This is a genomic window from Flavobacterium potami (genome assembly GCF_020026915.1).
GTDB lineage: Bacteria > Bacteroidota > Bacteroidia > Flavobacteriales > Flavobacteriaceae > Flavobacterium > Flavobacterium potami.
The window spans coordinates 781,100-794,898 of record NZ_JAINUY010000002.1 but is presented as its reverse complement, the minus strand read 5'-3'; the positions used below and the strand labels follow the sequence as shown (position 1 = coordinate 794,898).

The window sequence follows — 13,799 nt, the reverse complement described above, 5'->3', positions numbered from 1 at the left end:
TTTAATTGTTTTTGATGGTTGGAAATTGAAGTTCGATCGCACTTTGATTATAGCTGTGCGTTGCTTCTGCAAATTGTTTTTTAATATCGATAGCTTGATTCAAAAAACTGATATACGCCCAATAACTCATATCTCCGTTGGCATAACTTTTCTGTGCCGTTTCAATAATTTGATCTGCATATTGCGATCCTTCATTTTGAAAATAAGCTAAATTCTTTTGCTGTTTTTCGAAGTTATTTTTTAACTCTTCCCTTTGTAAATTCAGCATCATTTTGTTTTTATCTAATGCCAATTGCGACTGCGAAATACTGATTTCAGCAGCTTTGGCTTTTGTTGTATTCACACCTCCAAAAAGTGGAATCTGTAATCCCGCCGTAAAACCCTGAAATAAAGATTCCGTGTTTATAGTCTGTGCAAAATAGCCAAATCCTACTTTTGGAGTTCTCAAAGCTTTAAAAGTCCCTGCTTCTTTTTGATAAACCGAAATTTGCTGATTGTAAAAATCGGTCATCAAAACTTCTGCTTTGGTGTTTAGATCATTTTCCACGAAAGTGTATTGCAAAGCCGTATTTTTATCTGGAACAATATTTTCATCGGTCTGAATAAAAAACTGCAATTGCTTTTGATAAATTGCCAAATCGTATTCCAACTGCGCTTTCTGCGTTTCGATTTCTTTGACTTTTGCTTTGGCACTAATCACTTCTATATTACCGCTCTCTCCTGTTTTAAAACGTAATTCGGCATTCTTCAAAAATTTGGTATAAATAGCATTCAATTCCGAGTTTAATTTCTGAATCGAAATACCATACAAATATTGATAGTAAGCCAAAGTAACTGCTTTTTCAATTTCATAAGAAGACAAGGCTTTTCTTTTTTCAGCCAGTTTTGCCAGTTCTTCCTGCAATTGTCGATTGGCTTTTGTGATATTTCCTAGCGGGAAAAACTGCTGAATCGAGACATTATGATCAAAATCGACACTATTAAATTGTCCGCCCTGATATTGCACCTGAAGCGGATCCGGCTGAAAAGCTGCTTTTTTAAGAACAGTCTGTTTTTCGATCTCTTTATCGGCTATTTTTAAGTCGATGTTGTTTGATTTGGCGAGTTCTACTGCTTTTTCTAAGCTAATAGATTCTTGAGCAAATGCTGTTGCGCTTAGTAGTAGAAACGCACATAACTGCAAAGTTCGCAAAGTAAGCGCGAAGTTCGCAAAGTTTGTTTTTCTTAAAATATTATATAGTAAGTCTTTCATTTTTTTATTTTTCTTAGCGTTCATTGCGTAAATCTTAGCGCTCTTTGTGGTTAAATCCACGCTCCAACAACAAATACAAAATCGGTAAAACGATTAAGGTTAATAAAGTAGCCGAAAATAATCCACCAATAACAACCGTTGCCAAAGGTTTCTGTACCTCTGCTCCACCGCTTGTTGACAAAGCCATTGGTAAAAATCCTAAAGATGCTACAGCTGCTGTCATCAAGACTGGCCTTAATCTCGTTTTAGTTCCAATAAAAACACGCTGCAAAGGATCTGTAATTCCTTCATTTTTAAGTTGATTGAAATACGAGATCAAGACAATTCCGTTTAAAACCGCAATTCCAAACAAAGCAATGAATCCGATTCCTGCAGAAATACTAAAAGGCATTCCTCTTAGTAATAAAGCGAAAACACCGCCCATAGCAGAGAGCGGAATAGCGGTAAATATTAAAAATGCTTGTTTGACGCTGTTAAAAGTAAAATAAAGCAACACCAGAATTAATCCTAATGCCACTGGCAATGCAACCAAAAGACGTTGTGAAGCTTCGATTAGGTTTTCAAATTGTCCGCCGTACGTTATAAAATAACCCGAAGGAAGTTTATAGTTTTTATCTAATCGCTGTTGAATTTCTTCCACCACACTTTGAATATCTCGACCACGCACATTCAAACCCACGGTAATTCTTCGTTTTCCGTCTTCGCGGATAACCTGCACCGGGCCTTGCTCGTACTCGACCGAAGCAACTTGTGAAAGTGGTACTTGCTGTCCGTTTGGAAGCGGAATAAACAAATTGCTGACATCGGTAATATCCGCACGATTGTCTTCGTTCATTCTTACTACAACATCAAATCTTCTGCTTTCTTCGTAGATTTTTCCAGCACTTTCGCCCGCAAATGAAGAACGAATAATCTGGTTGATATCTGAAATATTCAATCCATAAAGTGCAATTTTATTATAATCGTATTTAATGGTAATCTGCGGTAATCCTGTTACTTTATCGGCTTTCAAATCGCCAACACCTTCAATAGTTTTGATTTTCGAAATCAATTCGGTTGCTTTAGCATCCAGAATTTCTAAATCGTCGCCAAATATTTTGATCGCAATATCAGAACGGCTTCCCGTCATTAACTCATTAAAACGCATCTGAATGGGCTGCGAAATCTCGATGTTAGCTCCTGGAATTACTTCCATTTCTTCCTTCATTGCATTCGCCAAATCCACCCAATTATGATATTTTCCAGTCCATTCTTTTTTGTCCTTCAAAACAATAATCAAATCGCCGCTTTCGATTGGCATTGGATCAGTCGGAATTTCACCGCTTCCAATTTTACTCACAATCGTTTTGATTTCTGGAAACTTTGCTTTTAAAATCTGCTCGTACTTTGTAGTGGTTTCAATGGTTTGAGAAAGCGAACTTCCCGTCATAATTGTCGCATTCATAGCCAAATCTCCTTCTTCTATGGTTGGAATAAATTCACCTCCCATATTTTGAAAAATAATTACGCTCAAGGCGAATAATCCGATGGCCACTCCCAAAACGACTTTTTTGAATTCAAGTGCTTTTTTCAATAATGGCATGTACAAGTTCTCAAGCCATAAAATCATGCGATCGCTAAAGTTTTCTTTATGTTCTGTTTTCTTTGAAAGAAACAAAGCACTCATCATCGGAACATAGGTTAGCGACAGAATAAAAGCGCCAATAATTGCAAAACCAACTGTCATTGCCATTGGTTTGAACATTTTCCCTTCTGTTCCGATTAAAGCTAAAATCGGCAGATAGACAATCAGGATAATAATTTCGCCAAAAGCAGCACTATTTCTAATTTTTGAAGCCGAATTATAGACTTCTGCATCCATTTCTTCCTGCGTTAATTCTTTTTTGCTTTTGAATTTCTGCAAATGATGCATAGTAGCTTCTACAATAATTACAGCACCGTCCACTATAATTCCGAAGTCAATGGCACCTAAACTCATTAGATTTCCGCTTACGCCAAAGAGATTCATCAAAATAATAGCAAAAAGCATGGCAAGCGGAATAACAGATGCGACAATCAACCCAGCACGAAGATTTCCTAAAAACAAAATCAGAACAAAGATCACAATTAAAGCTCCTTCCAATAGATTTTTAGTCACTGTTCCAACGGCGTTATCAACTAATTTCCCTCGGTCAATAAAAGCTTCTGCGGTTACTCCTTCTGGAAGACTTTTGTTGATTTGAATCATCTTTTCGTGAATTCTATCTACAACGGCTTTTGAATTTTCTCCTTTTAGCATTAAAACCAAGCCAGAAACAATTTCGCCTTTACCATCTTTGGTAGAAGCACCATAACGTAGCGCCACACCTTCGCGAACCTGTGCTACATCTCGCACCAAAACGGGAGAACCATTTCTGTTTTTTACTACGACATTGCCTAAATCTTTTGTTCCTTTTGCCATTCCGACACCACGAATGAAATAAGCATATTGATCTTTTTCTATATAAGCTCCACCGGTATTCTGATTGTTTTTGGCTAAAGCATCAAAGATTTCTGTAATCGTTACTCCTAAACTATTCAATGTGTTCGGATTAACTGCAATTTCGTATTGTTTTAGTTTTCCTCCCCAGGAACTTACGTCCGCAACACCTTTAATTCCTTGCAATTGCGGAATAATAATCCAATCCTGAATTGTTCTTAAATCTACCGCACTGTATTTTTTTTCATAGCCTTTTTTGGCATAAACATCATATTGGTAAATTTCGCCCAAACCTGTACTAATTGGGGCCAATTCTGGCGATCCTACATAAGCGGGAATATTTTCTTCAGCTTGCTTTAAACGCTGAAAAATCTGTTCTCTCGCCCAATAAATATCAACATCATCTTCAAAAACAACCGTTACAACCGATAATCCGAAACGGGAAATACTTCTAAGTTCAATAACATCGGGAACTGTTTTTACGGCTTGTTCTAAAGGATACGTAATTAACTGCTCTACCTCCTGACTGGCAAGTGTTGGCGCTGTGGTGATAATCTGAACCTGATTATTGGTAATATCAGGAAGAGCATCTAATGGTAATTTTTTAAGAGAATAACTCCCTACGGCAATTAATACCAAAGTAAATAATAGTATAATGAACTTATTCCTTATACTAAATTGTATGATTTTATCTAACATTTGATTTTATAATGAAATGAGAAATGAGACAATCTTCTTGTCTATCTTGATTTTGTGGAAAATCCACACTTCTCTAATCCAAATTCCGACTAATCGGAAAGGACTTCATTATACTAACTGAGGGGGCTGCCAAATGCTTCCGTAGAAATTAGAAACAAAAACAGAATTGTAGCTTGGTAACGGACTTAAAATAAGAGGATCAGCTTTTGAAAATTCAAAAGTTATCGGAGTTTGATAACTTAATACTTGAATTCCACAGCAGTTACAGGCACAGAAAGGAGAACATAAATCATTTTCTTTGTCGTGCGAATGATTGTCTTCTGAAGCAAACTGCGCTGTTTTATGCATAGCACTATTCACTTCCATATCAGCACAAGGCATGTTTGAAAGCGCCATCAGGTAAACCGATAAGAATATTGCTATCCATTTCATAAAAACAAAAGTAAGGTTTATTTTATTACAATTAAATATTTAATCCAATCAATAAAGCTTCTTAAGTAAAACTTAATATTCAAAAAACCCTTGATTATCTTTAGTTTACAACATCACTTTATCAAAAAAAATGAAAATCGTTAAAAATTTTTAATTAACTTTAACACAATTTAACACCATAAAAATTTAGTTCATACCATTTTCTACAATCCTGTAAAAGAAAAAATAAGCCGAGAATTCCCCAAAGAAATCATTAGTACGCATTTATTTAAGCAGTTTAATTAATTTAAAACACTACAAACAAATGAAATGTTACAAACTAATATCAGCCCTTTTATTATTATGCAGTATTCCAATCTTCGGACAAGTCTACACTGACAAAGTGGTCGGACAAAAAAATCAAGAAGTCAAAGACAGCCTCAAAGTCGCCGATTATCCTTATGCTTTGCCTATATGGGGAGAAAAAGTAGCCAAAAAAGGATACAAACTTCCTTATTCTGCAGGACTTTCTGTTAATTATTTTTGGCAGGATTCTCAAATCGTTATCAATGATCTTCAGGTTGGTTTCAACAACGGACCGATGTATAACCTTGATGAAATTGTGCGCTTTGATAAGTCGCACGTAGAAGCTGGTGCGCTTACTATACGTCCTGATATTTGGCTGCTTCCTTTTTTAAACATTTACGGTGTTTTTGGAAAAGCCAATACAGCAACAAAAATTAATGCCGGAATTTACATTCCTGATGCAGACAACAACTGGTCGCAAATTGCAAGTTTTAGTACAAAAGCCAATTTTAATGCTACGACATTTGGTATAGGAATGACTCCTACTATCGGTATCGGAGGCGGATGGCTAGCTTTGGATATGAATATGGCGTGGACCGATATCAGTTCTCTTGATAAACCTGCGTTTTCTTATGTCTTTGGACCAAGATTGGGAAAAACTTTTAAACCGTTTAGAGATAAAGACCAGAATATTGCCTTTTGGGTTGGTGGTTTTAGGGTTCATATTTCTGGAGATACCAACGGAAATCTGCCATTATCTGAATTTATAGATTTAGAAAATGCGCAACAAAAAGTAGATAGCGGTCTGGCAAAAGTAGACGAAAATCAAACACAAGTTAATACTTGGTGGGATAGTCTTACACCTGCTGAACAAAAAAATCCGTCTAACATTGTAAAACATAACACTGCAAACAGAGCTTTAGAAAGTGCCGGAACTATTTTGGCGACTTTAGACGGTGCATTGAGTACCGCAGAATCTTCGTCTGTACAATATTCTCTTCAAAAAAGGCCAAAAGATATGTGGAATTTTATTGTCGGGTCGCAATACCAATTAAACCCACATCTTATGTTTAGAGTCGAGGCTGGTTTTTTAGGTAGTCGAACACAAGTTCTTGGAGGTCTTCAGTATCGTTTTGGTCTTTAATTCATTTCTTATATGAAAAAGGGTTTATTTATTATAGCTGCATTTTTCTGTGTTTCTTCTCTGCAATCTCAAGTTTTAATTTCCTTGATTTTTGGAGATAAACTGAACTCGGAATTTTTAGAATTTGGTCTGGAAGGTGGTGCAAACTTTTCTACGATTTCTAACATGGGATCTTCTAAGACCAATCCTGGATTTAATCTCGGTTTTTATTTTGATCTTAAATCAAGAAAAAATCCCGCTTGGATGATCAACACGGGAGTAATTGTAAAATCGCCAATGGGAGCTCAGGATATTCCGCTGTATTCTTTAAATGACGAAAATCTGGACAATACTTTTGCAGGCGGAAGTGTAAACCGTGAAATACGCTATTTTAATGTTCCTATTTTAATAAAATACCAATTTAAAAACAGAATTTATCTCAAGGCCGGTCCGCAATTTGGACTATTAGCAAAAGCTTTTGATCAATTTAAAAAAGAAGTTGATAAAGACGATGTCATTTACAAGAAAAACATTCGCGATCAAGTTCATGTAATTGATGCGGGACTTGCTATTGGAACCGGTTATCATTTAAATGTCGGCAATGGTTTAAACATTACCGTTCAGTATTATTATGGATTAGTCACCGTAATGAAAGGCGACGGACCAAACAATCAATACAACAGATCTTTGTATTTAACGGCAGGAATTCCGATCGGAAGAGGAAAAGCAGCGCAGAAAAAAGCAGAAAAAGAGGCTGAACTCAATAAAGTTATTTTGCCTGAAGACAAAAATTAATCGGGATTGATTTCTTTTATAAATGCTAAGATTTCTTCTGTATTTAAAACATAATCTGGTTGGGTGTGCAAAATGGCATTATTGGGCATGAAAGACATTTCTGCCGAAACTGGGTTTTGTACAACGGTTATTCCGCCCGCATTCTGAATTGCCTTCATTCCAATCGTTCCGTCTGAATTAGAACCAGAAAGTAATATTCCGACCAAGGCAGAACCATATATTTCAGCAGCAGATTCAAAAGAAACATCAATAGTTGGTCTGCTGTAATTTATCTTTTCAGAAGTATCTAAAGAAAGTGTTTTTTCTTTCTCAAACAGTAAATGATAATTAGAAGGTGCTATATAAATAAAGCCGGGTTTTAAAGCCACTTTGTCTTCTACATCTATTACTTTAACCTGAGATTTTAAAGCTAATAAAGCCTCTAAAGTCTGTTCATCAGATTGTTTTCTATGCACTACAATGACAATAGCAAATGAAATTGGATTTTCTATAAAAGGCAAAATTTGCAGTAATACCTGCAAACTTCCAGCTGAACCTCCAATTATAACGACTTTACAATCTTTTATTATTCTTTTATTTTCCTCCATATTTTTTCTCTTTCAAACTGTTTGTATTTGGTTGGAGATATAGAATATTTTATAGTTTCTTTTGTTCCAAGCGCCAAAAATCCTAAAACAGCCAAGCTGTCATCAAATAAATTAACGACTCTTTTTTGCAGATTATTATCAAAATAAATTAAAACGTTTCGACACAAAATGAGGTCAAATTCATTAAAGGAAGTATCAGACACTAAATTGTGTTGCGAAAAAACCATTTTTTCTGAAAGATCTTCACTAAATTTTGCATAACCATAATTGGCAATATAATAATCTGAAAAATCTTCTTGTCCGCCTGAATCACGATAATTATCTGCGTAATCTTTTATCATTCGCAACGGAAAAATACCACTTTTAGCTGTTTCTAAAACTGCTGCATTAATGTCTGTTGCGTATAAAATAGATTTATGCAATAAACCGAGTTCTTTCAACATAATGGCCATCGAATAGACTTCTTCGCCAGTAGAACATCCTGCATGCCAGATTCTTATAAAAGGTTTTGTTCCCAACAAGGGAAGAATATCTTTTCGGAGTGTCATATAAAAAGAAGGATCGCGAAACATTTCTGTCACGTTTACCGTGATTTCATCAATCATTCTTTTGCAGTATTCTGGATCTGTGCGGACTTTTGAAAGAAATTCATGAAAATGCTTAAATCCATCTAAATAGAAAACTCTACTTACACGTCTCTTAAGTGAAGCTCTGGAATAACTTCCAAAATCAAAACCATAGTATTCGTAAACGTCATTAATTAGAGCTTCTAATTCAATATCTTCAATCATAATTCATTTAAATTTCTCCCAAGATCTGTAGTAATTTATCCACATCTACGGGTTTTGAGATGTAAGCATCTGCCCCAGCCTCCAAACATTTTTCTTTATCTCCTGCCATCGCCTGTGCCGTTACGGCAACCACCAAAGTTGATTCTTGTGACGGAATTGCTTTTATAAGCGGAATTGCCTCATAACCATCCATTTCTGGCATCATCATATCCATTAAAACGGCATCAATCGAATCGTCGTCTTTTAATATTTTAAGTGCTTCTTCGGCACTCAAACAAGACAAACAATCAAATGATTTCGCTTTTAGTGTATTTACTAAAGCAAAAATATTCCTGGAATCATCATCAACAATCAAGACTCGTTTCTTTCCCATTTACAGCGTTTTAAAGGGTTAAATTTTATCATATAACCAAACTCGTAACAGCGATAAAAGCTGATCTACATCTACAGGTTTTGTAATGTAATCTGAAGCTCCTGCTTTAATACATTTTTCACGGTCTCCTGTCATTGCTTTGGCTGTTACGGCAATAACTGCTAAGTTAAGGAATTTAGGATTACTTCTAATCTTTTCCGCCGTTTCATAACCGTCCATATTTGGCATCATCATATCTAATAAAACGACGTCTGTATCCGGATTTTCATCTAAAATCTTAATGGCTTCTTTTCCATCAAAAGCGGTAATAACATTCATTTTAAAAGCTTCTAAAGCCTTAGAAAGGGAATATATGTTTCGAACATCATCATCTACAATTAATACTTTTTTCTCAAATAAAATATTGTTTAATGAATTCAGTTTTTTGTGTACTTCTTTTACTTTTCCTTCTTTCTTTTCTTCTACTAAATGAAGGAAAAGCGATACTTCATCCAGCATTCTTTGGTACGAATGTGCCGTTTTTACGATGATAGAATCGGCATATTTTCTAATTTTCAATTCTTCTTTAATAGACAAACTTTTTCCTGTAAAGACAATTACCGGAAGGTTTTCTAAACCTGGACTTTTCTTTACACCATCCAAAATTTCGTAAGCTTGTTTATCCGGAATTCCCATGTCCAGAATGACGCAATCGACATCTTGCTTACTTAAAACAGATAATCCTTCTGAAACTTCACTTTTAATTTCTGAATTGATATTGTACGTTTCTAAGAAATAAGCCAATGCTTTAGCGTGTTTCGGATTGTCTTCAATAATTAAAACTTTTTGAGATTCCTTATTGATAATGTGTTCAATACGCATAAAAACTTCTGGAATCTTGTCAAAAGCGACTGGTTTGTCTAAGAAATCTACGGCTCCTTTCAACAAACTTTCTTGTTTCAATTTATGCGAAGACATGATATGCACCGAAATATGTTTGGTATTCGAATTATTCTTCAATTCCTCCAACACTTCCCAACCGCTTTTCACGGGAAGTTCAATATCCAGTAAAATTCCGATTGGTTTATAAATCAAGGCAAAATTTAAAGCATAATCTCCTCTTACGGCAACTACTCCTTTGTAGCCTTTTTTCTGTGTGAAAGCCAATAATGATTTTGCAAAACTGATATCATCTTCTACAATCAGAATTACTTTATCGCCTTCTTCAATTGAATCTCTGTCATCTTCAATTTCCTGTGGAATAACTTGGCTGATGTATTTTGGTTTTTCTTCTTTACTTGCCGTTTCTTCTTCGATTACTTCTTTCGGCTGAATTTTATTCACCAATATTTTATTGATTGCCAATCCTAAAACCGGAAGACATAAGGTAAACGAACTTCCTTCATTGACTTTACTATGAAGTGTAATTTCCCCTCGAAGTAATTTTGCCAATTCACGACTGATTGATAATCCTAGACCTGTTCCTCCATATTTTCGTTTTGTTGAACCATCGGCTTGCTGGAAAGCCTCGAAAATTAAAGGCTGCTTTTCTAAAGGGATTCCGATTCCAGTATCTTTTACGATGAAACAAATTAATTTGTCATTGTCTGAATCTACTTTTATTTCAAGGCTTACTGTTCCTTTTTCGGTAAATTTAATGGCATTTGAAATTAAGTTTTTAAGAATCTGTTCCAAACGCATTTTGTCTGTTTTAATGACAATTGGAGCGTCTGTAGTAATAATTTCAAAGTTGATTCCTTTTTCTTTTGCCACAATATGGAACAAATTATACAGATTGTCTGTAATTTCCTTTGTGGAAACATCTAAAAATTCCAACTCCATTTTACCGGCTTCAATTTTAGATAAATCCAGGATTTCATCAATTAAGCCCAACAAACTATTTCCGGAACTCTGAATTACTTTTGCAAATTCAATTTCTTCGTTATTCATAGTTTCGTTATTGTTTTCTGACAATAAACGGCTTAATAACAAAATAGAATTCAGCGGAGTTCTTAATTCGTGTGACATATTGGCCAAAAACTCCGATTTATAACGTGTACTAAGTTCTAAAGCTTCCGATTTTTTCTGAATTTCTGTATTTTTTTCTTCCAATAAAACGCTTCTTTCTGAAAGTTCTTCATTGGTTTGTTCCAATTCTTCTTGCTGTACACGAAGTTCTTCTTCAGAAGCTTGTAATTTTTCTGTTTGCGCTTCCAATTCTGCATTTATAGCTTCTAGTTCACTATGTTGAATTTGAAGTTCTTCTGACTGAGATTTTGTTTCTTCTAATAATTCTAAAACTCGCTTACGGTTTTGTGTTGCTTTTAAGGCAATTCCGATATTGTTTGCTACTAATTGTAAAAATTCTAATTGTAAGACAGAAAAACCATAAATACTTGCCAATTCTACAGCTCCTTCCACTTTATAATCCATCAATGGAAGTGCCACGATATGCGTTGGTTTTACTTCGCCTAAAGCATAATTAATTTGAATATCATCTGGAGAAAGTGTTTTCAATTCCAGCATTTTTCCAGAAACAATCGCCTGACCAATTAACCCCTCGCCTTTTCTGATTCGTTCTCTATTTTTACTTGGAATATAGCTGTAACCTCCAGAAACGGTCATTTCTTCTCCATCAAGCACATACAAAACTCCAGCGCTACTATTGGTATATTGGCATAAAAATTCGATAACGTCTTTAGATAATTTCTGAATCGTTTTTTCGCCCAGCATTTTGTCATTTAACGACGCAACACCAGATTGCAACCATTCTTTTTGAGATAGCAATTCGAAAGAACTTTTCAATGAATCTTTCATTTCGTGCAGCGAACCACCTAAAGCTCCTAAAGTGTCTGATTTTCTATCATCAATATTTACATCATAATTTCCTTTAGAAATTTGGCTGGCAATACCGCCAATTACTTCTAATCTTTCGGCTGTTTCTTTGTCTTTTTTCTGTAATTCCTGTTGTAACAACGATCTTTCGTTGTAATCTTTCAGAATTCTCGCCATGAAAACGATCGAAATTAGGAAAGCAACTAGAAAAGCTACAACAATTAAAATCAAACTATAATTGCCATATTGCTCTGAATTGGCATTACGTTCTGCTAAAAGTTTTTGTTCTGCACTTTCAATTTTTTTGATGAGCGTTCTCATTTCGTTCATCATATTTCTTCCTTCATTCAAATCGAAAATCAGCGTTTCTTTGCTTAAACGTTTTTTTACAATCTGATTGTTTAAATATTTAAAAAAACCGGAACGCTTGCTGGCTAATTCTTCTAGCAATTTTCTTTGTGAAGGATTATCAGTTGTCAGTTCATCTAATTTTTCAAAATAAGAATTTGATCTGCTTTCAGCATCATTAAATCGATCCACAAACTGTTCATCAGCTGTAAGCAAATAACCTCTCATGCTCGTTTGGGCTTCTGTAATAATAGCTGAACCTTCATTCAAATTATAAATTACATCTTGTGTATGATTTACCCAAAAGTTACTGCTTAATAAGCTTTTGATGCTAATAAACGAAGCAACAGAACTGACTGTAAGTACAAGCAGTGAAACTAGCGAACTTATTAATAAATTTCTTTTAAAATTGCCATTCATATATTTCTTGATTATTTTAATTCGTATTGTAAAGGAAGCACAATAATAAAGCTAGCGCCCTCGCCCGGTTGACTTTTAGCTGTAATTAATCCGTTGTGTTTGTCTATGATTTTTTTGGCTATTGCAAGCCCGATTCCAGTTCCTTCGTAAGTTTGGCGATCATTTAAACTTTGGAAAATAATAAAAATTCGATCGAGGTACATTTCATCAAAACCAATTCCGTTATCTTTTACCGTAATTCTGCAAAATTTACCATCCGGAGATGTTGGACTATCAATTGATTTGTTTATAATTATTTCAGAAGAAATCTCAATTACGGGATTCTGATCATTGCCCGAAAATTTGATCGCATTTCCAATTAAGTTCTGAAAAACCTGTCGCATCTGACTCGGAATACTGTCAACCGTTGGAAGTTCATTGGTTTTTACAGTCGCATTTTTACTTTCAATCAAATAATCGAAATCAGAAAGCACTTCCTGCAACACTTCGTTTAAATCTGTTTTCTCTGGTTTAACTTGTGCAGAAAGTCTGGAATAAGCCAAAAGATCGGTAATTAAAGTCTGCATTCTCTCAGCCGACTTTATTGTTCGGTCTACATAATCAACCGCTTTATCATCTGCCTTTAAGTAAAGGTCTTTTATGATTTTAATAAAAATCTGAATTTTGCGAATTGGTTCATTCAAATCGTGCGAAACAACCCAAGAAAATTGCTGCAATTCGTGATTTCGAAGTTCTAATTCTTCATTTTTCTGAACCAGTTCTTTTGTTCTTTCAGCAATTTTAATTTCAAGATTATCCTGTGCTTCTTTTCTAATTTTGATTTCTTTAGAAAGTAAGTCTTTTATCGCTTTTAGTTCGTTTTGCTGTTCGTAGATTTTAATGAAAGTTTTTACTTTTAAAATCAACAAATCAGAATCTACTGGTTTGGTAATATATTCTACAGCACCTGTTTCGTAACCTTTAAAAATGTATTTTTTCTCGGTATTAAGAGCCGAAAGAAATATAACCGGAATGTCTTTTGTACGCTGATTTCCAGAAAGGATTTTGACCACTTCAAAGCCATCAAGTCCTGGCATTTGAACGTCCATGATTATTAAGCAATAATCTGTTTTTAGAATTTTCTTTAAAGCTTCTTCTCCAGATTCGGCACTATCAACATCGATATTATGCAGCTCTAATGTTTTCTTTAAGGCAATGATATTTGCCCTTATATCGTCTACAATTAATACCATGTTTTGGAGTTAAATCTGTTGTAATTCAAAGCTGTTAAATTTAAATACTATAAAATTTTTCTTATTTTTTTAATAATTTGAAGAAGTATCTCTTAAAAATGGCATGTAAATTCTCAAATGTATAAAAAAAATAACGAGCTGGTTTTTTATCTAAAACGAAATATTTTACACAATTCCCACTTTTTAAATC

The 13,799-nt window shown here is 34.7% G+C and carries 9 protein-coding genes and 1 pseudogene; 2 read left to right on the top strand and 8 right to left on the bottom strand.

What is annotated here, in order from left to right:
- Window position 1: 1 nt before the first annotated feature.
- The 3 genes and pseudogenes from K6T82_RS24825 to K6T82_RS09315 all read right to left on the bottom strand — a co-directional run bounded on the left by K6T82_RS24825 (window position 2) and on the right by K6T82_RS09315 (window position 4,841).
- Complete coding sequence (locus K6T82_RS24825) at window positions 2-1,252, bottom strand: TolC family protein (RefSeq protein ID WP_223705656.1); 1,251 nt, start codon at window positions 1,250-1,252, stop codon at window positions 2-4.
- Between the two features lie 37 nt (window positions 1,253-1,289).
- Window positions 1,290-4,409 (bottom strand): annotated as a pseudogene (locus K6T82_RS09320) (efflux RND transporter permease subunit); the annotation flags it as partial.
- A gap of 108 nt (window positions 4,410-4,517) precedes the next feature.
- Window positions 4,518-4,841: a DUF6660 family protein gene (locus K6T82_RS09315; RefSeq protein ID WP_223705654.1), complete on the bottom strand. Its 324-nt coding sequence runs from the start codon at window positions 4,839-4,841 to the stop codon at window positions 4,518-4,520.
- Between the two features lie 304 nt (window positions 4,842-5,145).
- Between K6T82_RS09315 and K6T82_RS09310 the strand changes: the two genes are divergently transcribed.
- Together K6T82_RS09310 and K6T82_RS09305 are read left to right on the top strand one after the other, a co-directional pair.
- Complete coding sequence (locus tag K6T82_RS09310) at window positions 5,146-6,270, top strand: hypothetical protein (protein ID WP_223705653.1); 1,125 nt, start codon at window positions 5,146-5,148, stop codon at window positions 6,268-6,270.
- Window positions 6,271-6,282: 12 nt separating this feature from the next.
- Entirely contained in the window at window positions 6,283-7,044 is a 762-nt protein-coding gene (locus tag K6T82_RS09305) for a porin family protein (RefSeq protein ID WP_223705652.1), read from the top strand.
- Here K6T82_RS09305 and K6T82_RS09300 read toward each other — a convergent pair.
- The 5 genes from K6T82_RS09300 to K6T82_RS09280 are packed head-to-tail and all read right to left on the bottom strand — an operon-like array spanning window position 7,041 to window position 13,609.
- The gene (locus K6T82_RS09300) at window positions 7,041-7,631 is read right to left on the bottom strand and encodes a chemotaxis protein CheB (RefSeq protein ID WP_223705651.1); all 591 of its coding nucleotides are present in this window, start codon (window positions 7,629-7,631) and stop codon (window positions 7,041-7,043) included. The genes K6T82_RS09305 and K6T82_RS09300 overlap by 4 nt on opposite strands.
- Complete coding sequence (locus K6T82_RS09295) at window positions 7,610-8,422, bottom strand: CheR family methyltransferase (protein WP_223705650.1); 813 nt, start codon at window positions 8,420-8,422, stop codon at window positions 7,610-7,612. Before K6T82_RS09295 ends, K6T82_RS09300 begins: the two co-directional genes overlap by 22 nt.
- A 7-nt stretch (window positions 8,423-8,429) precedes the next feature.
- Window positions 8,430-8,795, bottom strand: a complete 366-nt coding sequence (locus K6T82_RS09290; protein WP_223705649.1) for a response regulator — start codon at window positions 8,793-8,795, stop codon at window positions 8,430-8,432.
- Window positions 8,796-8,813: 18 nt separating this feature from the next.
- The gene (locus K6T82_RS09285) at window positions 8,814-12,377 is read right to left on the bottom strand and encodes a response regulator (protein ID WP_223705648.1); all 3,564 of its coding nucleotides are present in this window, start codon (window positions 12,375-12,377) and stop codon (window positions 8,814-8,816) included.
- Window positions 12,378-12,388: 11 nt separating this feature from the next.
- A complete protein-coding gene (locus K6T82_RS09280; RefSeq protein ID WP_223705647.1) occupies window positions 12,389-13,609 on the bottom strand; it encodes a hybrid sensor histidine kinase/response regulator in 1,221 nt (406 codons plus the stop codon).
- Window positions 13,610-13,799 lie beyond the last annotated feature (190 nt).

Bases quoted from the DNA above. Each gene is read 5' to 3' on its own strand.
- K6T82_RS09285 (WP_223705648.1), bottom strand. From the start codon at position 12,377: ATGAATGGCAATTTTAAAAGAAATTTATTAATAAGTTCGCTAGTTTCA.
- K6T82_RS24825 (WP_223705656.1), bottom strand. From the start codon at position 1,252: ATGAAAGACTTACTATATAATATTTTAAGAAAAACAAACTTTGCGAAC.
- K6T82_RS09310 (WP_223705653.1), top strand. From the start codon at position 5,146: ATGAAATGTTACAAACTAATATCAGCCCTTTTATTATTATGCAGTATT.
- K6T82_RS09295 (WP_223705650.1), bottom strand. From the start codon at position 8,422: ATGATTGAAGATATTGAATTAGAAGCTCTAATTAATGACGTTTACGAA.
- K6T82_RS09300 (WP_223705651.1), bottom strand. From the start codon at position 7,631: ATGGAGGAAAATAAAAGAATAATAAAAGATTGTAAAGTCGTTATAATT.
- K6T82_RS09305 (WP_223705652.1), top strand. From the start codon at position 6,283: ATGAAAAAGGGTTTATTTATTATAGCTGCATTTTTCTGTGTTTCTTCT.
- K6T82_RS09280 (WP_223705647.1), bottom strand. From the start codon at position 13,609: ATGGTATTAATTGTAGACGATATAAGGGCAAATATCATTGCCTTAAAG.
- K6T82_RS09290 (WP_223705649.1), bottom strand. From the start codon at position 8,795: ATGGGAAAGAAACGAGTCTTGATTGTTGATGATGATTCCAGGAATATT.
- K6T82_RS09315 (WP_223705654.1), bottom strand. From the start codon at position 4,841: ATGAAATGGATAGCAATATTCTTATCGGTTTACCTGATGGCGCTTTCA.